This window comes from Corynebacterium gottingense (assembly GCF_007559235.1).
GTDB classification, from domain to species: domain Bacteria; phylum Actinomycetota; class Actinomycetes; order Mycobacteriales; family Mycobacteriaceae; genus Corynebacterium; species Corynebacterium gottingense.
This window is the reverse complement of record NZ_VMHH01000015.1, coordinates 1-22,681: the sequence shown is the minus strand read 5'-3', so window position 1 is coordinate 22,681 and position 22,681 is coordinate 1. Positions and strand designations below refer to the sequence as shown.

The 22,681-nt window shown below is 52.2% G+C and carries 16 protein-coding genes and 1 pseudogene; 12 read left to right on the top strand and 5 right to left on the bottom strand.

Going from position 1 to position 22,681, the window contains the following annotated elements; genetic code table 11:
* Nucleotides 1-6: 6 nt before the first annotated feature.
* The 4 genes from wecC (at nucleotide 7) to FPH17_RS11300 (ending at nucleotide 6,092) form a co-directional block, all read left to right on the top strand.
* Nucleotides 7-1,269, top strand: coding sequence for a UDP-N-acetyl-D-mannosamine dehydrogenase (gene wecC, locus FPH17_RS11315; protein WP_154880660.1), 1,263 nt, complete (start codon nucleotides 7-9; stop codon nucleotides 1,267-1,269).
* Nucleotides 1,270-1,438: 169 nt separating this feature from the next.
* On the top strand, nucleotides 1,439-2,752 hold the full coding sequence (locus FPH17_RS11310; protein ID WP_154880658.1) for a glycosyltransferase family 4 protein: 1,314 nt from the start codon (nucleotides 1,439-1,441) through the stop codon (nucleotides 2,750-2,752).
* A gap of 52 nt (nucleotides 2,753-2,804) precedes the next feature.
* A complete protein-coding gene (locus tag FPH17_RS11305) occupies nucleotides 2,805-4,169 on the top strand; it encodes a glycosyltransferase family 4 protein (RefSeq protein WP_167496829.1) in 1,365 nt (454 codons plus the stop codon).
* A 33-nt stretch (nucleotides 4,170-4,202) separates the two neighbouring features.
* Complete coding sequence (locus FPH17_RS11300) at nucleotides 4,203-6,092, top strand: glycosyltransferase family protein (RefSeq protein ID WP_244288111.1); 1,890 nt, start codon at nucleotides 4,203-4,205, stop codon at nucleotides 6,090-6,092.
* A gap of 8 nt (nucleotides 6,093-6,100) precedes the next feature.
* On the opposite strand, the gene FPH17_RS11295 is transcribed toward FPH17_RS11300, so the two are convergent.
* Nucleotides 6,101-6,928 (bottom strand): ABC transporter ATP-binding protein, encoded by an 828-nt coding sequence (locus tag FPH17_RS11295; protein ID WP_244288110.1) that lies wholly within the window; start codon nucleotides 6,926-6,928, stop codon nucleotides 6,101-6,103.
* Nucleotides 6,918-7,853: an ABC transporter permease gene (locus FPH17_RS11290; protein ID WP_154880654.1), complete on the bottom strand. Its 936-nt coding sequence runs from the start codon at nucleotides 7,851-7,853 to the stop codon at nucleotides 6,918-6,920. Before FPH17_RS11290 ends, FPH17_RS11295 begins: the two co-directional genes overlap by 11 nt.
* Before the next feature lie 124 nt (nucleotides 7,854-7,977).
* Here FPH17_RS11290 and FPH17_RS11285 point away from each other — a divergent pair, with 124 nt between their 5' ends.
* Together FPH17_RS11285 and FPH17_RS11280 are read left to right on the top strand one after the other, a co-directional pair.
* Complete coding sequence (locus tag FPH17_RS11285; protein WP_154880652.1) at nucleotides 7,978-8,739, top strand: DUF6270 domain-containing protein; 762 nt, start codon at nucleotides 7,978-7,980, stop codon at nucleotides 8,737-8,739.
* 18 nt (nucleotides 8,740-8,757) lie between these two features.
* Nucleotides 8,758-10,311 (top strand): hypothetical protein, encoded by a 1,554-nt coding sequence (locus tag FPH17_RS11280; RefSeq protein WP_154880650.1) that lies wholly within the window; start codon nucleotides 8,758-8,760, stop codon nucleotides 10,309-10,311.
* Here FPH17_RS11280 and FPH17_RS11275 read toward each other — a convergent pair.
* Genes FPH17_RS11275 through FPH17_RS11970 form a run of 3 tightly spaced genes read right to left on the bottom strand, consistent with a single transcriptional unit; the run spans nucleotide 10,308 to nucleotide 14,398 of the window.
* The gene (locus FPH17_RS11275) at nucleotides 10,308-11,387 is read right to left on the bottom strand and encodes a hypothetical protein (protein WP_154880648.1); all 1,080 of its coding nucleotides are present in this window, start codon (nucleotides 11,385-11,387) and stop codon (nucleotides 10,308-10,310) included. The genes FPH17_RS11280 and FPH17_RS11275 overlap by 4 nt on opposite strands.
* A 55-nt stretch (nucleotides 11,388-11,442) precedes the next feature.
* Entirely contained in the window at nucleotides 11,443-14,088 is a 2,646-nt protein-coding gene (locus FPH17_RS11270; protein WP_167496828.1) for a glycosyltransferase family 2 protein, read from the bottom strand.
* A gap of 1 nt (nucleotide 14,089) precedes the next feature.
* On the bottom strand, nucleotides 14,090-14,398 hold the full coding sequence (locus FPH17_RS11970) for a hypothetical protein (protein ID WP_167496827.1): 309 nt from the start codon (nucleotides 14,396-14,398) through the stop codon (nucleotides 14,090-14,092).
* Nucleotides 14,399-14,678: 280 nt separating this feature from the next.
* Here FPH17_RS11970 and FPH17_RS11265 point away from each other — a divergent pair, with 280 nt between their 5' ends.
* The 6 genes and pseudogenes from FPH17_RS11265 to FPH17_RS11240 all read left to right on the top strand — a co-directional run.
* The gene (locus FPH17_RS11265) at nucleotides 14,679-15,866 is read left to right on the top strand and encodes a glycosyltransferase (RefSeq protein WP_167496826.1); all 1,188 of its coding nucleotides are present in this window, start codon (nucleotides 14,679-14,681) and stop codon (nucleotides 15,864-15,866) included.
* A gap of 982 nt (nucleotides 15,867-16,848) precedes the next feature.
* Nucleotides 16,849-19,017: a glycosyltransferase family 2 protein gene (locus tag FPH17_RS11260; protein ID WP_154880642.1), complete on the top strand. Its 2,169-nt coding sequence runs from the start codon at nucleotides 16,849-16,851 to the stop codon at nucleotides 19,015-19,017.
* Between the two features lie 65 nt (nucleotides 19,018-19,082).
* Nucleotides 19,083-19,697, top strand: coding sequence for a hypothetical protein (locus tag FPH17_RS11255; RefSeq protein WP_154880640.1), 615 nt, complete (start codon nucleotides 19,083-19,085; stop codon nucleotides 19,695-19,697).
* The gene (locus FPH17_RS11250; protein WP_154880638.1) at nucleotides 19,684-20,769 is read left to right on the top strand and encodes a glycosyltransferase; all 1,086 of its coding nucleotides are present in this window, start codon (nucleotides 19,684-19,686) and stop codon (nucleotides 20,767-20,769) included. Before FPH17_RS11255 ends, FPH17_RS11250 begins: the two co-directional genes overlap by 14 nt.
* Nucleotides 20,770-20,993: 224 nt before the next feature.
* Complete coding sequence (locus FPH17_RS11245; protein ID WP_154880636.1) at nucleotides 20,994-22,178, top strand: hypothetical protein; 1,185 nt, start codon at nucleotides 20,994-20,996, stop codon at nucleotides 22,176-22,178.
* A 360-nt stretch (nucleotides 22,179-22,538) separates the two neighbouring features.
* Nucleotides 22,539-22,681, top strand: a pseudogene (locus FPH17_RS11240) (UTP--glucose-1-phosphate uridylyltransferase); the annotation flags it as partial.

The following is a 22,681-nucleotide window of genomic DNA, read 5'->3' as shown; positions in this document are numbered from 1 at the left end:
CCAAACATGACTAACGCGCAACAACAGTTCAATGACGTCTGCGTCGTCGGATTGGGGTACATCGGTCTTCCGACTGCAGCATTCATTGCGTCAAAGGGGATTAAAGTTACCGGTGTTGACGTCAACCCCGCGTTTGTTGAGACCATCAACAAGGGCGAAGTGCCGTTCGTAGAGCCCGGGTTCGACGAGATGTTGAAGGACGTTGTCAACCGTGGTCTGTTGACCGCTCGCTTTGATCAAATCGAAGCAGACGCGTACATCGTTTGCGTTCCCACTCCGTTTAAGGGTGAGAATCACGAGGTCGACACCAAATTCATCAACTCGGCGGTTGATGCGATGGCGCCCCACCTGCGACCTGGTGCTCTCGTAGTGCTCGAGTCTACTTCGCCTCCGGGGACCACGCGTGCCATGGCTGACTACATTCTGGAAAAGCGTCCGGACCTCGCGGTTGGTGACGATGAGGAAAATGCAATCTTTGTCGCCCACTGCCCCGAACGCGTATTGCCGGGACGGATCATGGAGGAGATGGAGAACAACGACCGCGTCGTCGGTGGACTCACCCCTCGCGCGACCGAGCTTGCTCGAAACCTGTATTCGACGTTCTGTACTGCGGAACTGCTGACGACCGATGCTACAACCGCAGAAATGGCAAAGCTCACCGAGAACTCGTTCCGTGACGTCAATATCGCGTTTGCAAACGAGCTCTCCCTTATTTGCGATCGCCTCGGCATCGACGTGTGGGAACTGATCGAGCTCGCCAACCACCACCCGCGTGTGAATATTCTCCAACCGGGCCCGGGCGTGGGCGGACACTGCATCGCGGTCGATCCATGGTTCATCGTGTCTGCCACGCCGGAAGAAGCAAAGATCGTGAAGATGGCTCGCGATGTGAATGATGGCAAGCCCCAATGGGTTATCAACAAGGTCGTAGACGCGATGGAGGGCCTGGAATCCCCTGTAGTTGCTGCATTGGGTATCGCCTTCAAGAACGACATTGATGATCTGCGTGAATCGCCCTCACTGAATATCGTGCGCCAGCTGGCTGAGGAGAACCCGAAGGCAGATATTCGAGTTGTTGAACCGAACGTGGATGAACTGCCGGAGTCGCTCGCGGAGCTTTCGAACATCCAGAAGCAGGACCTCGACGACGCCGTAGAGGCTGCAGATATTGTCCTGTTGCTGGTCAATCACAAGGAGATCTTGGCATTCGATACCTCAAAGCTCGGATCGAAGACGGTCATTGATACGAAGGGCGTCTGGAACGTCTAGCCTTCGCGCCACTACAACACGTGGCACACGTCTTGTATTGACGCGCACTACCCAGTCGGCGGCTGTTTTCTTTCCTGGCCGTGGCTGGGTAATGTGTGTAATGCGGTGAAGGCATAGAGAAATGCTGTCCATCCGCCAAGCTCGCGGTTTTGATAAATAGGTAGAATCGGTGAAGATACTCGTTCTTTCGCAGTACTGGCGGCCTGAAAACGGCGTCCCGCAGAGGCGCTGGGCTTGGTTCACCGAAATCTTGGCCCGCGAAAACGTAGACGTTGACGTCGTGGCTCCACCGTCGCACTATATGCGCGAAGAATCCCTTCGTGAATGGATGCGCAATAGCCGGATGAGGAAAGCAACGGCCGTTGAGACTGGGTCCAATGGCGAAACTATTTTTCGCAGTGCATATTTCCCGTCGAGTCACTCGCTGACGTCGCGTGCTGTCAACCAGGCGGTGGTTGCTGGAGGAATCGGCCTTGAGGTGCTGCGCCGTTTCAAGCATAGGCACCGTGAGCTTCCCGACGTCATTGTCGGCACGGTTCCTGCATTGCCGGTCGCTCCTGTAACTGCGCTCGTTGCCTCTGCCTTGCGCATTCCCTACGTCATTGATTTACGTGACGCATGGCCTGATCTCCTGTCAGAAGCGGATTCTTGGAACGAAAGTACTGGGCGCCGATCACTGCGGGAAAAGATTCTCTCGAAGGGGCCACTCCAGCTGCTCGTTCGGTTTACGGAAGCCATTTTGTGGAAGGTGCTTCGAGAAGCGGATGGAATCATTGTCACGTCGAGTGCACTCGAAGAGGAACTTCGTACTCGGTACGGGGTCAACAAGGACTCGCTGCGGATAACGACCATCCGCAACGTCTTCCCACCTGAGACTAGGTTCCGCCGTTCCACCCCTGATCCCCGTGACAGCGGGACACTGCGAGTCATTTACGCGGGAACCCTTGGTCGAGCTCAGCACCTGCAAAACGCTGTGAAGGCTGCAGCGATAGCGAAGGACAATGGAATCGACATTCGGCTTCGGTTTATCGGTGCAGGCGCAGCTCGGGATTCGGTTTCACAGCTCGCCGATTCGCTTGGCGTCGATGCTGAGTTTGTCGTCAGAAAGCCGGCTGATGCGCTTGACGACGATTACGCGTGGGCCGACACCGCTCTTGTGCATCTCACGGACTGGGACGGCCTGAAGAGAGCGGTGCCTTCAAAGACCTATGAGCTCATGGAAGTTGGCCTTCACATTTCGGGAGTCATCGATGGCGAGGCAGCTCAGCTTATTCGAGACCAGCAGGCAGGAGATGTTGTCCCTCCCGAGGACCCAGAAGCATTGGCGGCACTTTGGGAGGATCTCGCGCGTTCGCCTGAGCGACTCGAAATGAATACGCGAGCGAGCCAGTGGGTCTCATGTGTACGCGAAAAAGACGCGCCGGCTGCGTTGGTTCAACTGCTGAGCGCAGTGAGTAAGAAGCGCACCAGCGATGAGACGTAGCAATTGGTCCAAGCCGATAAAGAGAGTCCTGCTCCTCGGATCTGTAGTTTTCGTGGAATCGACGACAAACCTTCCCGCATTCCTGAAGAAGATTTTTCAGCGGTTTTCACTAGCCCGTATCGCGCACTTTCCGTCATGGTTAAACCGCGCATCGGAGCCAAAGCGCTATCGGAGCACGCACGACATCATTCCGAGTTGTGGCTGGCAAGATTCCAGGGTCACGAGGATTTCTTACTATGTGACCAATTCATTTCCGCAGACCGTTTCTGGCTATTCGGTGCGAACCCATGGCATGGCCAAAGGTCTATCGGAAAACGGAATAGCGGTGGAGGTAGTCACTCGGCTCGGCTACCCACTTATCATTGGGAAGGGAATCCTTTCTGAAGAAAGCTTCGTCACTGGGGGAGTCGCCTATCGACGCCTACTCCCAAAGCTCTATCCGAGAAATGCTCGTAGAGCAACCGAGAAGGAAGTCGACCTGCTCGTTTCGGCTGCACGCAAGCACGGCGCGCAACTTCTTCTCACAACAACGGACTACAAGAACGCTGTGGTTGCTTCTCATGCCGCTTTCCAATTGCAAATTCCCTGGGGGTACGAGATTCGCGGTGAACGTGAAAACACTTGGTTAAGCTCATGGAATCCCAAAGAGAGCGCGACGAAGAAGGCCGCCCCGTACTATGTTTACGCGTCAAGAATGGAACGAATGGCCGAGACCCGAGCCGCACTGTGCATTGTATTGAGCAGCATCGCACAGCGGCGTCTCCTTAGCGACGGAATTGCGGCGGAGAACCTGTTCGCCATTCCAAATTCCATTGGACACGCAGCTGATGACCAAGATCTGGCAGACAAGGTAGAGATACGAAAGAACTTGGGGATCGACAATGACTACGACTTCGTAATCGGGACCGTGAGCAGCTTGGTTGACTACGAGGGCGTGGATCTCCTCATCGACTACGCTGCAAAATCCAACAGCCGATGTCTCGTCGTCGTAGTTGGCGACGGAATTTCCCGGGGGTCTCTGGAAAACAGGGCAATCCAGCTAGGGGTAGAGTCTCGCGTGCGATTCGTAGGCACACAAGATCCCTCTTCAATCCAGAATTGGTATCGGAGTTTCGACGTCTTCGCCTTGACGCGAAAGGCAACCGATGTAACGAAGCGAGTAACCCCCATCAAAGCGACGGAAGCCTTGAATCAACGTGTACCCGTCGTCGCCTCTCGCTTGCCTGCCGTAGAAGAGGCAACAGGCGGGTGGGCACACTACTATGCACCTGAAGACTTAGAATCCTTCGAAAGGGCGGTTGCAAACGCTCTCGATTCTGGGCCACCTAGCTCTATGGAATTTTCGCGTTGGTTGAAAAGCAGAACATGGAGTTCGAGCACGCAACAATTCGCAAATGAGCTAAAGCGCGAAAAGTGACGGCAGAAGAATATCTCAAGGATGGATAGAAAAGTGACTCGGATCTTCACCACAGCTAACTTCCAAAGAACACGGAAAAACTTCCAGAACAAAGGTCTTAAGAATACTGTTCTGAAGATCAGCAGAAGCATGCGAAAAGAATTTCTCAATTCTGCGGTAGGTGGCAGCAAAATTGCTCTTGATCCGCTTCCGCCAACATATCGGAAGAAATCATTTCCAAACGTAAAAGTGGCAGGGATATTTGATGAGTTTTCTGCAACCGTATGGTCGGAGGAGTTTGACCTGACGCTCATTAGCAAGGCGACGGCGGAACAGATTGCAGCAGGAGCTCAAAGCATTTCTCACTTTGACTTGCTATTTGTCGAATCCGCCTGGAACGGAAACAACGGTGAGTGGCAATATCAACTAACGGGCCAGTCCGCGCCATCTAAAGATGTGGTTGCGCTCGTCTCAGCGTTTCAAGCCCAGGGGATCCCGACAGTATTTTGGAACAAGGAAGACCCGACTCACTTCGAAGAATTTATCGACACGGCCGCACTTTTTGACCATATCTTTACCACTGCCTCCGAACGAATCGAGGACTATAAGCAGCGGACGAACGCAACGACGGTTCACCTACTACCATTCGCAGCGTCTGCTTCACTGCATAACCCAATCCGCCGGAGCTCAACGGTGCGTGATGGCGAGATAGCTTTCGGGGGAATGTACTTTGCCCATAAGTTCCCGGAGCGGCGCGAACAGATGGATTTGTTGCTGGGGGCAGCGGCGAATGTAGCGAAAAATGACCGAGATAAGTTTGTAATCTTCTCCCGCTATGTGGGTGGAGAGAAGAAGTACCAATTCCCAGCTCCGCTCGACGGCTATGTCGTTGGTTCGTTACCTTACGACAAGATGCTTCGAGCGTATCGAAAGTTCAAAGTCTTCCTCAATGTGAATTCGGTCGTGAACAGCGAATCTATGTGTGCGCGCCGTGTCTTTGAATTAACCGCGGCAGGGGCATTGGTGGTGAGCACCTCGAGTCCCGCGATTCGACATTTTTTTGGTCCAAATGAACTGTTTGTCGTGGAGGCACAACGCGAAGCGGAGCTCCTTCTTCGATCGGTCCTTAATTCAAAGCTCCTCCGAGACCGGCAAATCCACCGCGGACAGCGCAAAATTTGGGGCCAGCATACGTATGCGCATCGTGCAGCTAGTGTCGTGGAAGCTGCCTTAGGCACATCGACGGAACTCCGACAACCTCCTCGTGTTTCTGTCATTGCGTCGACGAACCGTCCTGACCAGCTCGGTCATCTATTCAACCAGGTGGGCCGGCAGAGCGGCGTTGAAGTTGAGCTATGTCTGATGCAACACGGATTTGATCTCGGTGAAGCCGAGCTTCATCAACTTGCCTCTGAACACGACATCGATGCGCTGAAGGTGCGCTCAGCTAATGAATCTTTAACGCTCGGGGAGTGCCTAAATGAGCTCGTAGCCATTTCTTCATCGCCGTACATTTCGAAAATGGACGACGACGACTTTTACGGTGAGCATTACCTCTTCGACTTGGTACAAGCACACCGATTTTCCGGTGCCGACCTCATTGGCAAGCAAGCGGTGTACGTTGACCTCGTGGAGTCAGGGGCCAAAGTACTGAGGAGCCCGGAAAAAGAACACCGGTGGACTGAATTTGTTGCGGGGCCCACGCTCTTCGGTCCTCGGGAGACGTTCGAGAAATTTCCCTTTGCTTCCAAAACGAGGGGAGAGGATTCAGATTTCTTGAACCGTCTCGTACGAGCAGGAAAGCGGATTTATTCAAGTGATCGATTCAATTTCGTCCAGGTGCGTCACGGGAACTCGCACACGTGGGAGAGCGGAGACCTCGAATTTCTCGCCAACGGGACCGTTGTCCAGTTTGAAGACTTTCGGCGATCTGTAGAATTCTAAGCCTTAGCCTAGCCAGACATTTTCGGCGGCAGCTCATCCTCAAAAACGATCGTAGGTTCGCGGAACCGACCTTTCATCTGCTCGATGATCTTCGCAGCTTCATCGTCTTTGCCCGTGGCCCTTCGATTGCCCCATACGCGGTAAGACTTTGTGATTTGCTCGGCGGGACCGTCAGCAATCATCTCTCCTTCATGAAGCCAGATGGCTCTCGTACAGTGCTCTTGAATCGTCGTCGCACCGTGAGAGACCAGAAAGACAGTGCCCGCGGTGTCGAGAAACTCTTTCATTCGGTCCTTCGCCTTTGCGGTGAAGGTGCTGTCTCCCGTAGATAGCGCCTCATCAACCAACAAAATCTCGCGTTTTACGGAAGTCGCAATTGAAAACTTCAGTCGAGCAGTCATGCCCGAGGAGTATGTCTTTAGCGGACGGTCGATTGCGTCGGTAAGCTCAGCCCATTCAATCACTTCTGGACTTTTCTCCGCGACTTCTTCGGGCGATAGCCCCATGGCCAGCAGTCCAAGACGTACGTTGTCTCTGCCGGACATTTCGCGCTGAAGCGCAGCAGAAACGCCGAGCAGCGTTGGTTTAGCCTTTACGAATACTTCTCCGCGTGAGGGAGATTCCGTACCTGCGATCAGGCGGATAAGCGTTGACTTCCCGGAGCCATTCTTTCCCAAAATGCCGACAGATTCACCCGATTCGGCAACAAACGTGGCGGACTGAAGCGCCTTTACCTCCTGCATGCGGCTTCGAAAGAGGCTTTGGTAGTTGCCGTTTTTCGCGATGTAGTAGCTCTTTCCAAGACCTCTTGCTACAACGGTGGTTTTATTGGACACCTGCGTACCTTTCCTCCGCGAACCAGAAATAGATGAATCCAAAAATAGTGAGTCCAAAAGTCCAGCAAAGCAGGTGTACCCAAATGCTTAGCGACGGCAGCGTGTTGTAAATCGTGACGTCGCGGCACGCCTGCAGGAAAATATATCCTGGGTTGTTGTTCATGATGGCTGCTGCAGTAGGACTGGAATCGAAACGGTCAATAGAAAAGAACACTCCAGAGGTGAAGAACAAAGCGCGTGTGAGTACACCGACGATGGCCCTCAGATCTGGGATGAAGGCGGTAGCTCGCGCAACGATAAACTCACACCCCAAGATCATGAGATGAAGGAGCACATACAGGGGCACGATGAGGACTACGTGCCACGACGGACCCGATGGAAACTGGAATAGGAACGCCAGAATAACTGCAACGATCGCGGGAATAAGGTTGTCAATAAATTGCCGGATCGTTGTGGCGATCGGGAGCGCGGCCTTCGGAAATGAAAAGGAAGAAATCAAACCCCTCGAGGATTGGATGAGGTTGCTACCAGAACTGATACCGGAAGAGAAAAATTTGAAGAATACAACGCCGATAGTGAGATAGCCAAGGAAGTTGTCGATTCCTCGAGACGTTTTCAGAACGATTCCGAAAATCAACGCGTAGACCATGATGTCGAGGAGTGGCTGAATAATGAGCCATGCACGTCCGAGAATCATGTTTCGGGAGGATTTGAAGGCTTTGCTGCGCGCATCGAAAACAATGAAGTGTCGGCGCTCCCATAATTCCCCGAGGTACTGGACGATCGGCGGGCGAGCGGCGACCGTCGTCAGATTGGCGCGTGAAACCACAGTTGCGTACGGGTCGAGTCCCCCGGACGCCTTTTGCCGGATTTGCGATACAGGGACAGTGTAAGTGTTCGTCGCATCTTTACGATGTCTGCTCACGGTGTACCTCGCTTCTTTCTATACTGCGCGGTTCATCTTACTTTCTCGCTGCTTGGGTGTATAAGCTTGGTGCTTCTGCCTTGGTTGTGGTAGTCCGAATTCCCCTCTTGGTATGCTGCTTAGCATGCAAGATTCTGCTGAAGCGAGCTATAAGGTCGGCCACCCGATTCGGGTGTTCATCCACGGGGGCTGCGTAAGCAGAGACAGCGTGGAGTTCGCGGAGCCAGAGACATATCGACTCATCCGGTACATTGCTCGGCACTCTCTATTGTCTGCGGGTAGCGATGCTGGTGCAAATATCCCAGCGATTGAGATCCCTAGTAATTTTCAACGGCGGATGGCCGAGTTTGATGTACGCGGAAATCTCATTGGCGAACTTCGTCGGATACGACACTGCGACATTGTCTTGTGGGACCTTGTAGTGGAGCGTTCCGGTGTGTATGAATTTGGTGACGGCAGTGTGGTCACCAACTCGGCTGAGTTGAGGAAAGCGAATCAGCATCAGCAGTTTTTCAAATCTGCTCGCCACATACCGTTCGGTAGCGACGAGCATTTTGCCCGTTGGGCGGGCAGCGCTGCAATGTATTCCAACATTGTTCAAGAGCTTGGGTTCCAAGAACGATTTCTCGTCTTAGCCCCAGACTGGGCTGAAAAGGACCTCAACGGTAAGAGCACAGGACGAACAGCCGGTTTATCAGCTGCAGACTTTAATGATCTTTACAAGCGCTACTATCAGCGTCTCGAGGCCCTCGGGTTCAAGGTGCTCCGCGTTCACGACACAATCGCAGATCCGGACCACAAATGGGGAAGTGCTCCCTTTCACTATGAAAAGGGGTTGTATACACAAATTAACAACGTGGTTGTTTCGATGTTAACCCGCGGTTAGATGAAAAGGGAAGTTACCGTGAGAGAAAACGTAAGAAAAGCAGCTTCTATCCCAGCTGCAGCAAGAAAGGCTGCTGCATTGAGTCGAAAGCTGCTTGCGAAAGGCGGCAAGCGGACACGCCAGGCCTTTGTCTCACCGCTTGAAAGGGCGGCTGCTGAACGCAATAAAGTTCAAGCTTTTTCTCGCGGCTATCTTATTTGTTCATGTGACCTAGAGGTCGATGCCCCGGATGGTTGGCAGTTTGTAGAAATGGGGAACTGGAAGGCTTTCATCGATCCACTGCTTCCACACCGGTATTCAGTGAAGGATGACTCGGCGGTATTAGTCGTGGGGGAACCGGTCAGCAGCTCAGGCGACAATGCTCAGGGTTCCCTTGACAAGAGGCTGCTGAGGATGCTCGAGGGGCGTGATCTCTCGGCGATTGATGACGAAGTGTGCTGGCAGGGCGGAAGGTACGTTGTATTCGCGGCTCGTAAATCAGATGCTCGCGTGCATGTGGATGCGACGGCAAGTCGATCCGCATTTTGGTATTCGAAGGACGGGACGCTTGTAGTAGGTTCGCACGCCACACTTGTTGCAACAGCGGCGGGCGACGTATCGAGCGAAAGAGCACGATGGTTTTTGACCCACCCAGACTACGATAGCCCAGCCGGAAAGTGGCTGCCGGGAACTGTTTGCCCACATGATGCGATCAATATGGTGTTCGCCAACTGCTGCCTTGAGTTTTTCGATGGTAGGGCTACCCATCGCCGCTTCTATCCTGCACCAGGTCATCGGCTACCCAAGTTGACGCCGCGCGAGGCAGCGCGCGTCATGATCAATGAATCCTCGGTGATGACGAGAGCCGCGCTGAGCCGGGGAGGTGAACCGTATCTGGCGCTTACAGCGGGAGCAGACTCGTACGTCATGCTGAGGTCTGCGTTACGGGACTTTAAAGCCGCGCGAACCATTGCGATCACCTATCATAAGTTCAAAACGAACCCCAGCCATTCACATTTAGACTTGTTGGGTGCCAATAAGCGCGCATTAGCACTTGGGCTCCCACACCAGATTCTAGATTTGGTTCCTGCGTCGAACGAGCGAGGATTTCTTGACGCGTATCGCGAATCGTTTCGAGGATGGTCAAGGTTCCCTGCTCTGGCTTGCCTATTTGCCAATGAGCTCAGGAGCGACGGAGTCCTATTTTTGGGTATCGGTCCTGAAATCGGAACGGCATTTTATCGTCAGCGCGACGCGGACTTGAGCGGAAGCACACTGGCCGAAAAGTACACGCAGTCTAAGATGTCTACAAACGCGTCGCTCATCCAAGAGTTCGACCGATATATTGCATATACCGAACTGGATAAAGTGGGTTGCTCCGACCTGGACTTTTATGATCTATTCTACTGGGAAAGTCGCTTGAGCGGTTGGGCAGCCGGCGGTTACTCAGAGTATGAGCTAGCTATCGACGTCGCGCTCCCTTTCAACAGCAGAAGAATTTTTGAAGCGATGCTTAGCCTGCCTTTTGAGGACCGAAAGCAAAAGAAGGTGTATGCGATGGCGCTAAAGCTGCTTGACTCAAAACAGCATTAGTTCGCCGTGGTGAGTTTGAACTCGAGATCTAAACTGCAAGATTTCGACGCATCGATGTCCCATCTCAAGACGGAAACGGCGATTCGGTCACACGAGGCCTTTCCGGAGAACGAGAGTATTTCTTGTTGTTCGTTCGCTGGAGTATCCCCCAAATAGTAGAAGTGCTTACCCAGCCCCCGGGACCAGTGGAGGGAGGGCTTGAACTGGCCTAGAGGTGGGTTGGACCAACCTTCAAAATCGACAACTACTGCAAGATCTTTTGCATATAGATCGACATCGGAAACTAGAAAAACCTCAAAAGCGTAGCTGCTCCCAAGAAGATCGAGTTCAAGGGTTTGAATGGGGAATTCTTTATCATTCGGCTGAAGTCCTGAACCGAACGAATAGGCGTAATCATTTACCGCAGAACGAAGATCGTTCCACTCGGGAAATTTGATAGCGGCTCCGACGATCTCCAGTTGGGTAGCCATGGTGATCCTGCCAGCGCGTTCTAAAGCCACAGAATGCTCGTCGATGTTGAGCGGTAAGGACTCGATGAAGCGCTCCGATTGGGAGTCGTGGTGCGAGTGAGCATCCCATATGGAAAGAATTCTGGGAGGACTATCGACGTCGCGATGTCGGCTACTTACGAGCTCTCCAGAAGGGGGAAAGCTTTCTGGGCTTGGGGAAAACAGTACCGTAGTCGCTTTTGGAAGCGCTCTTCCTACAGCTATAGCACTCAAGGCTATATCGCCTTCAGCGACTACAATGCACCGTTTTGACCCACAAATGCGAAAGATGATGTGGAAGCATGTATCTAGAAACTCAGAATGGTTAATGACGTTAGACGCTACTTCACTAAACGGAGAAGTAATGTCACAGAGAAGTACATTTGCATCAATCTTGTTCGATTGAAGTGCAGCTGGCAGGTTGGTGGCTTCAGGATGATCTACCAGCCAGACGACGGTACGTCCACTCCCCTTCGGGATCCACCGAAAAGCGACGGGGGAGGGCTCGACCAGAAGAAAATCAGTACGTGTATCAGTGTCGATTTCATTGAGATCGAACTCATCGACGTTCCTAAAAAATCTCGGCAATGTTGCTTCTTCCCGCGAAAATGGTGTCCAACGTGAGCGCTAGCGTTGCTCGCCGTCACTCACGGCGAAGATCCTCTGCCACCTGCATAATCCGTGCCGTTTCATGGTCCGTAGTCTCGCTCATCCCATAAATCTCAATAATCTCTCGGATTAAGGTCAAGCATTCGTCCAAATCAACGGGCGCAACATTCTCGAGCTTCTTGACGTACCAGTGCTCTAGGAATTGATTGAATCTCGTCGCCTGGTAGCTTTCAAGTAAGCCGACTTCCCTGAGCCAAGCTGCACGAGATTTTTCGAGCGGCAAATACTTACGGTAGTAGTTCGGCGAGATGGAATTTACAGTCGAATTTGCGACATCGGCGTAGTAGATATGCGCGGGCAACTTGGAGATGAGGATCTTGTCCGCGTAGTACAACATCTGCTGGAAGAAGTAAGAGTCCTGGCCGACGGCGCCAAGCGGCTGCTCGATTCCAAGAGAACGCAGCCAGTCGGTATCCGCCACGAGGGCCTGAATACTCATTGGTTTGAAGTTGAGCTCCTTGAGTAGCTCATTGTTCTTACCGTTAAGCTGCCCAGTTTTTGCGATTGCATTTTTCAAAAAACGCGCGTTGTTAAACGTGCTTCGCTTGTCTTTGAAGCGAACCATGTTTCCGATTGCAAAGTTTGCGTCTTCGTCGCCTTCGATCATTCCGAGAAGTGTGGAATATGCGTCGTTTACTTGTTCATTATCAGGATCAAGATATGTCACCCAAGGCGTCCGGGTGAGTTCTAATCCTTTGTTCCGAGGGCGGGAAGCGCTTCCAGAACCTCCTTCAGGGAAACTGAAGACTTTAACATTTCCATGAACCGAGTCGAGCAGCCGTAAAATTGCCTTTGTCTTCACATCTGTAGACCCGTCGTCTACGAGAAGGATCTCCGACTTGGGATAGATAGAGCTTCGCCTGAGGGACTGCATGCACTTGTGCAGGAGGTGCTTCCCGTTATTGTAAACGGGCACGATGACGGAGATGTCAGGATTTTCCGCTGCCGGGATCTGGTCCGACTTGGTGCGTCCACTTGTCCGGATTCGCAATGAAAGTGTTCCGGCATCGGCTGGAGTGGTTCCGTGGTCGAGCCATAGTGCGTGTGGCGGTTGATCCTCGGAATCAAACCACTCGTAGGCGGGGAGATCAGAGTCAAATCCATCGATGTACAACCTGGATGGAGCAGAATAACGGTATGCGCATATTGCGTCGCTGACGATGTCGGGGCTATCGAGACGGATCCGTTCTGGGAAAATGACCAGATCGCCATCCGCAGTTCCGCGTAGTGAATCCGCCTCGTCGGAAGGGACAAAAGTGAGTGGAACATCAGTCGCTTGCGAACGCTCAAATTCTTCAAATGATTCGCGAGTGTTTGCGACTACGTATACGTGGTGGCTGTCTGCCGGAGACTCAATACCAGCAGCGTCCAAAATTGTATCTACGCGTTCGAATGCTGTGTCGCCCAAAAATACAGAGCGAATTCCCTCGACTTGGCAGTACTTGATGTAGTCATCGGACAAGGTGCGTAAGAACTGCTCGGTGTCGACCTTTGAGTCAAGCATCGTGACATTGGGGTAGAGCGTGTTTACCCCGGCGCTGTAGTTGGAGAGAAGCAAAGTTCCCATCGCCTGAAGTTCGACGACTCGGTTGGCGAACATAGTCTGACTTGCAACCACAGAGTTGAGGTTTATGGCTAGCGGCAGGAGCCTTTGGATCTCTTGGAGCTCCCGGTGATCGAGAGGCGCGTGAAGATGGGGCACGAAGCGGTCAGGAAAATTGTACCGCTCCAAATTGCTGAAGGCCTCTGGGTCAAGCTCCAAATTTCGGTCGAGGATTACGAACTGCTCTTCCGAAGCGACGACGCCGTCAAAAATCTTTTCGGCGGCCGCTCGGCGCTGAGAGTATTTATGTCTTAGCCAGGAGCCGGCGAACAAAATTTCCCTGCCAGTGTGGCGCGCGGATCCGAGGGGGTTGTGGTACTGGTAATTCACCCCGAATCTGATGGCGGACACCTTTGCGTCGTCACCGAGGTCGTTCTTGTATTTCGGAATCATTTCCTCTGCAGACGTGAATACAAAGTCTGCGAGCCGAGCAAGGCCCAAGAAATTTGCGTAGTTGGGCGGGTCTTCCTTCGAGTAGAAGATGACGGGGAGATCATGCTGCTTTGCGAAGGGGATGAGTTCCTCCTCGGCAATTCGACGAGTTTCCCAGGACTGCTGCGCGAGTCCCAGCCATTCACCGTCCAGACCCCTCCATGCAGAGACGATAAGCACTAAGTCCAATTTAGGAATTTCGGACTTGAAATTATCGGGGGTCAGCGGTATGAAATCAGCAGCAGATTCCAATGAATTGAAGAGAAATTCATCCGCTACTATGCCGATTTTGGCGTTGCGACGCTTGTTCCACTTTTGGCCGTTGCTTCGTGGGAGCTTCTTTGATTCTTCTAGCAGCTGCTGGACTTGGGCCTTGGGTGTGTCTCGGAACTGTTCATACTGTGCGATGTAGTCCTCGCGTGAACGAATCGGCTCGAGAAGCTTAATTTGGCCAAGCAAGTACTGTTTGTAGAGATCATTTGATGTGAGCTCGACAATGTGGTCCGCACGTGCTTTTCCGTCAGCAGCGTCAGCCTTCAGCTGCTTAAGTTGCTTACGGCGGTTAGTAATTGCAGATTTACGCATTCTACTTTCCTGAGATCTTGTTGCGGATCGACCAATACTTCTTTTGGTAGCGAATGGCCTTGGTGGATTCAAGCTTTTCGATTTGTGCCTCGAGCCTGAGAACCTTCGATTCCAGTTCTTTGATTCGGGTTTTGTGCTTTGCGATCGCGTTATCCCTTTTCTCGATACCGGTAAGAAGCTTCCCATCGCGGTCGAGTTCGGTGGTCAAAAGAGCGTAAGCATCGCTAAGCTCCTTTGCTAACTCGCCAATTTTAATATTGGCCCTTTCGGCTATAGCTAAAACCGCTGGTTCTTCACGTGGTGTAGTCAAGGTAGCCCCGTTTGCTAGTTTGATTAACTGTTAGACGCTAGCGTCAGTACGTCGAATATATCACTATGTCAGGTCGCATCTACCGGAAAGATCGTTCGTCATCAGAGCAGTGGGCCTTTGGAATGAAGTGGAATAGTCTTCCCCGAAAATAGGGGAGGGCAAAGCGTGAAAAGTCCGCACTCATCACCGCTTCGTTAGAGTCAGTACGGTGGAATCCTGATGGCCTATCGGTTTCCCATTTGCCTTATACAACGCGTGATAAACAATGAAGAGGAAATTTATGGCTTTGAATTCGGTACCGATCGTTGCGGTCACACGCTGTGGCATCGGCATCTACGACCAAAAGTGGTGGGAATCCAGGCTTGAACTCTTGAAAGCAATTACGTTTCCGAGTCTTACACGCTTTGGAGACCTGGATTTTACGTGGTACATCCTCCTGGATTCTGCCGTACCCAACAATGTTTACACTGAGCTCCAGAAGCTTGTGCAGGAGTCTGGATGTAGCTTTGTACGATTTAGTTTTGTTGAGAACCCTGCGTTCGTGCGTGAAGGCGTGTTCAATGCGGTAAAATCGGTCGCAGCTCCGGATCAACGCTGCCTTGCGATGAGGATTGACGACGATGATGCGGTTGGCCTCGATTTCTTTGAGAATGCGATGTCCCTCGCGCTCGAAGAACCAGATAAACCCGCTGTTATTTCCCTCTCTCGTGGATTTGCGTTTAACGCGCCCGAAAAGAAGATTGGTGAACTGTCCTACCCATCGCACCCGTGTAACACTGTCTTTTATGGTACAAAGGCGGAGCTGAACCGGATCATGTTCCAAAATCACGTCAAGTGGTTGCAGACCGCTGAAGCGCTCGGGTACCGGTCGTTGAACGTGGCATCGAAGGCCGGACAATTTCTCTACACTTACCACAAGCAGGGTGACGGTTCCTATGAGAAGAGAGTTTCACGCGTGGAGCAATGGCGCGAGCTCGATTTACAGGACGTTGAAAGGTTCGGGCTCCGGGAAGCACCACTTGAGGCTTGGGTTGAGAAGCAAAAATCATTGCCGAAAACTGTGGGTTTGACCTGGCGACGTGCTCAGGGCGAGCGTTGGCACTTGGATGGTCTCAAGGCGGAGATGCAACGCCTCAAGCGCGAGATTATTAAGACCAATTCGAAGATATTTGACCCAACTGAGCCATTCCTATACATGCTCAAGCCTCTGAACGGTACCAAAGTCCGTGCAGGCAGGGTTACATTTACTGGTACTAGCAACGTGGGTGCCAGGGTTTCATTAAGCGTAACGGGCAAGTCGGGGATTTATCGTAAGGTACAGGAAGTCCCAACAGACGAAAACAACGGGAGTTTTAAGTTAGTTGGCAGGTTTAATCCAGGAACGTGGAACATTCGCATCCTTTCCGCGATGAATTTCAACGGGGAAGAAAAGCACAAACAATTAGACTATCGAATCATCGCTAATTAGTAGATGCCTTTCGCCCTCGGCTGCACCAGGGTACTTCTGGTGCGGTGGGAGCGATTTAGCTTTGTGCGTTTTAGTAGTATGCGCCGGTCATAGTGGCAGAGTACGAAGTGATGCTAGGAGGCGGAAAGTTCTCTTAGCACAGTCCGCATTTGAGCGAAGCCATTTTGAACGGCCTGTATTCTTTGGCCTGCGGAATGTTATAAGATTGGAGAACGCTTTCCTCTCCACTCCCCTTAAAAGGCAAGCCGCATATAAGAAATGCGTAGTTGTCCTCGCGACTTGACGATAGAATGTGAATTCATGATGCGGAGAAAGTCGTCGGCGGAATGTCGTTCAGTAGCTATCTGGATTTCTGCGCGCCGCGCTCCATTTGTGAATGTGCCAGGTAAACAGGGCGATAACCATCGTCCGTACTGCGAAGCGCAATTGAGCCCGTGGATGGGGCGCTAAACAAAACTCGTTCTAACTGATCCACGTTTAAAAACGCCTGAATGGTGTTATAGAATATCTGTAAAGTTGAGACATCAGCGTGGTGAGCGTGGTGCTCGCAACCGTGAGCAAAGAGTTGATTAGAAGGATATCGAATTTTGTCAGGCTGTTCACCGAGGGTTAGTTTCCCGAGCGAATTTACAGAATTCCGACTTGTCTTAAATTCACCGGCATCATTTAAATATAAAGATTTTGTGGCTACTTTCCGCTTTTTTGATCATGCCGGCAACCCGCTGAGCGATAGCGACTTAGATGCCACCTTCTCAAGGAGACTCGGGGCTAATTTTCGTTACCTTCTTTCCTCAAGCGTGGCCCTTGGGGAATGTGTTGTGAAGCCGGTCCGACTGCGTAAACCGGCTCAGTCGGTTCACGTAGACGTTCGTCCGTGGTTGGTGAGAGATAGAAATGAGGCCAACGCAGTAAAGGCTCATCTTTGGGCAGTGGCAGCAGACGCAGATACGAATTTCATCTGGACTGGAAGGATTTGGGCGAAATGAGCGTTTCAGTGATCTTGCAGACACTCCCGGCTGATCAGCGCCTGTGGAGCCCATACATCGAGCATCTCCGCTCGATTGAGTCTGTTTCTGAGTGCCGGATCGTCGTAAATAATGAGTCGGCCCCGGAGTATTCAAGAATGCTTTCGCTTGCAGACGACTTTTTCGAGGTCGGCATGGCTAGTGAAGCAGACAATGCCGCTCAACTGCTGAATCAGGCAGCCGCATCTGCGAAAACGGATACCCTCTTGCTGCTTGAAAAGCCGTTTTGGTTAGCGTTCCGAGCGGACGAGCAACGAGCTTGGCATGAGCTGGATGATGCCCGTTCTATTCGGCAAATTCAGCGAACCATTTCGGATGGTGTCGCTGGTGTCGCAGACGGGGAGGCATCGGTTTTTGAAGTACCCGTCCCTGACGAAGAACTTGGTCTGGCGTTCCTGATCTCAAAGAAGCACTTTCTTGAGATGCGTGGGTACGACGAAAGTGATGACGTCTTCGGTGCACTCGGCTACGATCTCTTGCTGCGGCAGCGTCGCGCTAGTTTGCCGGTCGATCAGAAGTTGGCAGGGTACAACGCTCTCATCGGGCAAACCGAATTTTATAGTGACACGGGATTGGAAGCGGACTTTAAAAAAGCCGCCATTGCCACGCACACTTTGTATAGGAATTTGAGCGCATGGTCTGTCGACCCGGACCTGCGAGAGCCTCTCGTCTCAGTCGCTATTGCTTCAAAAGACCGAGGCAGCATGCTGATCGAAAGCATAAATTCGGTTCGCTACCAGAGCTTCCAGGAATTTGAAATCATCGTGGTCGATGATGGTTCCGCAGACCAGGAAAGCACCCGGAGGGCAATTGAAGCGCTCAACGATCCTCGAATCAGTTTCTATGCGCACTCGGAGAGTAAAGGGGTCGCGGCGGCGCGTAACACCGCGGCAAGTCGCTCGACGTGTCTGCTTACTGCGGTGCATGACGACGATGACATCATGCTGCCGGATCGACTGCTCGAAGGCATCAAGCCACTGAGCGATCAAATTGACGCGACGTACGGAAGCTGGATCAACTTCGATGACGAAACGGGTGAGCTAAAGGGCTTCCTCACTCGAGTCGGCTTTGACGCAAATCTGATCGCGTTCAACGGCTCTGGACCTGGGCACAGTACGAGGACGGTGCCTACACGATTGGTGCAGCAATTCAAATACGACGAGCGTTTGACTTCGTCTGTTGACCACGAACTTGCAGCCCGTATGGCAAATGCGGGCGTTCGGTGGCACCACGTGCAGCAATTTATGTATCTGCGGCGAGTGCACGATTTGCAGATCACTGCGCAGGACACAGATAACCAAAAAGCCGGGCACACGCTATCTAAGCTGGCCAACCGATTCCTTACCGTGAAATCGGGTCTGGAAAAGATGTCGGAGAAAGGCTCAGCTTCTGCATACCCCAAGGTGAAGGGAGCCGGTGCCCTCAATCAAGAATTTGCTGGCTACCTCCCAGACCATTTGGTTCGCCGAGAGTTGGTCTTTAAGGGCAATTCCGTGACAAAGTCTCGAGCGGCAGACATGCCGGAGCGTGTTTCCTCCATCGTGACGGACCGCGACCTGCTGAGCGGACGCCTCATCTTTGAGGAAGGCACTATCAAAGATGTGCGTCAGGCGGATTTGGTCGCGTTGCGGGAAGCAGGAGTCACAAATTTCGAGGTGCGAAGCAGTGGACCTCGTGCAGGGTTTGAAGATCATGAGCATGTCGTTGAGGATGAAAAAATCCTCGAACTTGAGATTGGGCAACGAGTTCAGCATCTCATGTTGACGCGTCTGCGCGACGTCGCCGATCAAATCTCAAAGCAGAACAGACGGACCCATTTCGTAGTTGCTACCTCGAATGACGCGGGCCCGCTCTTTGAAAGCCATCTTGCAGCAAGCGAACCTACGGTCCTAAGGCGAATTGTCGCATCTGCTGAATTGGGAGTGTCGGTAAGCGCGTACCTCTTGGGCTTTGAATCTTCGCGTGCTTCGATACAAGCCCTGAATAGGCTGTCGGAACTTGATTCATCCGCCGGGGTATTTTTGATGAATGAAGATCCCGCCGCGGTTTTTGCGGAGATCGGTCAGGAGATTGGTGACGCGGTGGTCCGTGATTCTATCGACGACTCTGGATTGGCGGGTGTGTAAGAATGCATTTTGCGTTTGAGAATCGAGACAGTGGCAAGTTTTCGCTCACGCAGATTAGTGACGGAGTGACTGACGTCATCAGCTTTCCGCGCGAGTTTCATGTTGACCTCACACTCATTGATGTAGACCCGCTCAAAGCGTTAACGGCAGCGCTTTTATTATTCGAGGTCAATGATGGAAGTGGGCTGATCAATGCGCCAAGCGCTAGCCTGCAGCTTGATCGGACACTCCGGCGCCAGCGCGGAGAGTATTCGCCGCACCTCGTTGTCGACCCGCTGGCCGAAAGCACACACGACAATCACACCCAGCTTTTGCTGGCGGACCACAGAGACAGCGCGTTTCCAGTTCAACCCGATGGCAAGGGACGGAACGTGCTTATCCAATGCCGGGATAGCTCACGCTGGACGGGAAAACTGTTCTCGCTTGACAGAGTTGAATTTGCGTCGAATTACATGATGTTCGTCGACCAAACCGGTATTAACACGACTACGGCGTTGGTTGCCACCGGCCTTCTACTCGCCGGTGATTGGAAGTCTACGATGCTCATTGTCGAAAATGTTGGGGCTCTTTCTAGAGAGGAATGCGCAGATCTTATAGAAATTTGCGCGGCTATCGGCGTGAGAACTCGCATTGTTGAAAAGAGCGCGATGGAAGGGATGCTGAAGTATGGCGAAGCGTAAGATACTCATGCCAGTTCGAACCGTTGCCGAGTGGGGCGGCGTGCACGAATGGACTGTGGATGCGGCTTCGGCGTTAATTAGAGATGGGCACGAAGTCACCTTTATTGGAAGTGGCGTCGTATTCAAAGAGCGAGCCGAAGCAACGGGAGCCAAGTTTCGCGTTGTGAACTGGCATCGAGGTTGGGAGCCGATTGCCCGCGAAATCGGTGAGAAGGCCGACTTCGACCTTATCTTTTCGCACGCGCCAGCTGGTAGACAATTCGGGCTAGTTGCGAACTCAATCGCGCAAAAAGAACATATCGTGATGGTGCACGGCGCATATCACGACTATATGTACGAGTGGTCAGACCAAGTGGACGCGTTTGTTGCTGCGAGCCCATCACTCGTGCACTTTACGCAAACATTCGGCAGGGTAGCGCCATGGAAGGTCACGAGCCTTCCTAATGCTGCACCAGATGAAGTGTTTGAGCTTCCTCTGCTCAGCCATGACGAAAAGCTCGAGAACGGAGTCGGGCATATCGTGACAGCGTCTCGACTTTCGAAGGATAAGGTCCCGCAGATTGATTCAGTTGAAGAAGCTGTACGGGCGCTTACGGATCTGTATCCCGACATCACATGGATCATTGACGTGTGCGGAGACGGGCCGCTCCGCGACTACTTCAATACGCGCTACGAGCGACTGAGCCTCTCAATTCCGAATGTTTCGCATGTAATGCATGGCTGGGTAGAGCCAAGTGAAGTTCCGAAGATGATGAATCGTGCATACCTATCTGTGGCCGCGGGCATGGCAGGCATGCGTGCCCTAGCGTCTGGCTCGTTGTGCTTAGGGACAGGTGCTCGTGCGACCGTTGGAATTCAGACCAAGCAAAACCTGCGCGCCGGGATTTGGAGCAACTTAGGGGACCACGGCCTGTTCCGATTCACCCCCTCAGACGTGTCCGAAGATTTGAGAGCGCTCTCTACACCCGCCGAATACGACGATGCGGTTTCAGTGGCACGATCCGTAGTGAAACTTGGAAATTCGCAATCGATCGTTGACGAGAAGATGCGGGCGGCGTTGCAGTGCGGATAATTAGGCAAGAATGGATCGAGTGCAGACAGTGACGTCGTTTCGCCGGAAGATTTGCGACCGAAAAACGTTTACTATGCTGGAGAACCTTGAGGTTTTTGGAGGCGCGTATGCATTAGGGCTTTTTGCCCCGAATCATCACCGCATATCAGGAGCATTAGTAGCACAGTTGCCGCTACCATCGTGACGTATCTGGTGTCGTGTACTAGCGAAGGAAGGAAGCTACATTGATTTACGTTCCTACACGTGTGAAATTGCCAAAGAATGGAAACTTCAAGCGAGTACCGCCAAGGAAACCCTCTGATAGACAAGAGAACTATCTAGATCGATTCGACTTCGAAACTTTGTTTTCCGACGTTTTCATTCAGGATGGACGATTGTGGATGATCGGGCCTCCGTTTTTGAACCTTGAACGCGAAATGCGAGCTGCGGAAATCAAATGGAACTGGTCGGACGTAACCGAGGAAGTTTTGTTCGAAAACCTTAACCGAATGTCAAGAGCGTCCTTCCCCGTGATGCATGACACCGGTGTTCTTGAAATTGATAGTGCACTCGGGGGGTGGAAAATCGATGTAGATACCGCTCCAACCTCGAACTTTAAAGACGCAAATGTACTTGTAACTCAACAACAAGACAACAGACTTGAATGGATTGCTTATTGGGCATATTTCAATGCGCAGATTAATGGTGTTGACTCGATTGTTGTATACGATAATTGCAGTGAACTCTATTCCGCCGAGTTAGTCGATCAAGTGCTCTCTCGAATTCCCGGTATTAAGAACCACTTGGTTGTTAAGTGGGACACGCCTTACGGAGTCACAGGGGGTCCAAACAATGTTTGGGATTCCGATTTCGGGCAGCATATATCATGGGAGCATTGTCGAAGGTCTTTTGCGGGTGACGCTCGTACAGTTTGCATAATTGATGTAGATGAGCTTCCGATTGTCCCAGCCGGCGAGCAGCTTTCAACGATGTTGGGTGAATCGACGAAACCTGCGCTCTTCTTTAAGCGTCAGCCTATTAGACAACACGCCAACCGTTGTCAGAAGAACAACGAGATGAGGGTGCACGAGAGCTTTTCTTTAGGTGAGACTCGGGGTGCTTGGTTGGCAAGTAAATTTATCTACTCACCAACGCGCTTGCCTGAAAATGCGCAGCTGCTCGTTCACAGAATCCAGGGTGTTGATCAGGAAGCTGAATCCGAGAACGAAGTGTTTGCCGGACACTTTGACGGTATCCGAATCCGTTGGCGACATGGAGAAAAACAGCCGGTCCCTCTTGTTGAAAGTGTGGAAGCCATTTCTGCACCAGTAAAAGTCCTTGAATCGTTCGATAGTGCATTTGATAGGTTGAAGAATGGCTGGGAGGCAATCCTTGAAGAGCTTTCTCCCTTCTTCGAACAGCAGAGGTGAAGCCTGCGTGGTGCGAGCCTGTTATTTGAATTAGTGGAAGTGGCTATGATCAAGGAATAAAGAGCGGAAAAGGGGATGGGCAATCGAATTGCGCCATCTTTAACCTCAACCTCCCATAGCTGGTGCGGTGATCAGCGTATTGGCCTGGACCATCCAGAAAAAGGCGTATTTGATGGTTTTTGCTACAGCGATCGGAGTTCGGGATTTAGATTTTCTTAGGTGCATCTCTGCGACCAGTGCAACCGCACAGACGCTGTACACCCTTGAAACGGAGATTCGATATTTGTGCGGAATTCTAACGAAGTATCATCCGTGCCTTCCCATGGTGCGGTGAAGACGGTTGTCGTGCCGGCGGCGGGTATGGGTACTCGTTTTTTGCCGGCGACGAAGACGGTGCCGAAGGAGCTTTTGCCGGTGGTGGATACTCCCGGTATTGAGCTGATCGCGGAGGAAGCGGCCCAGCTGGGTGCGCAGCGCTTGGCGGTGGTGGTGGCTCCTCAGAA

Excerpts from the sequence above, each read along its gene's own strand:
- FPH17_RS11270 (WP_167496828.1), bottom strand. The coding sequence starts at position 14,088 with ATGCGTAAATCTGCAATTACTAACCGCCGTAAGCAACTTAAGCAGCTG.
- FPH17_RS11250 (WP_154880638.1), top strand. The coding sequence starts at position 19,684 with ATGGCGAAGCGTAAGATACTCATGCCAGTTCGAACCGTTGCCGAGTGG.
- wecC (WP_154880660.1), top strand. The coding sequence starts at position 7 with ATGACTAACGCGCAACAACAGTTCAATGACGTCTGCGTCGTCGGATTG.
- FPH17_RS11265 (WP_167496826.1), top strand. The coding sequence starts at position 14,679 with ATGGCTTTGAATTCGGTACCGATCGTTGCGGTCACACGCTGTGGCATC.
- FPH17_RS11260 (WP_154880642.1), top strand. The coding sequence starts at position 16,849 with ATGAGCGTTTCAGTGATCTTGCAGACACTCCCGGCTGATCAGCGCCTG.
- FPH17_RS11285 (WP_154880652.1), top strand. The coding sequence starts at position 7,978 with ATGCAAGATTCTGCTGAAGCGAGCTATAAGGTCGGCCACCCGATTCGG.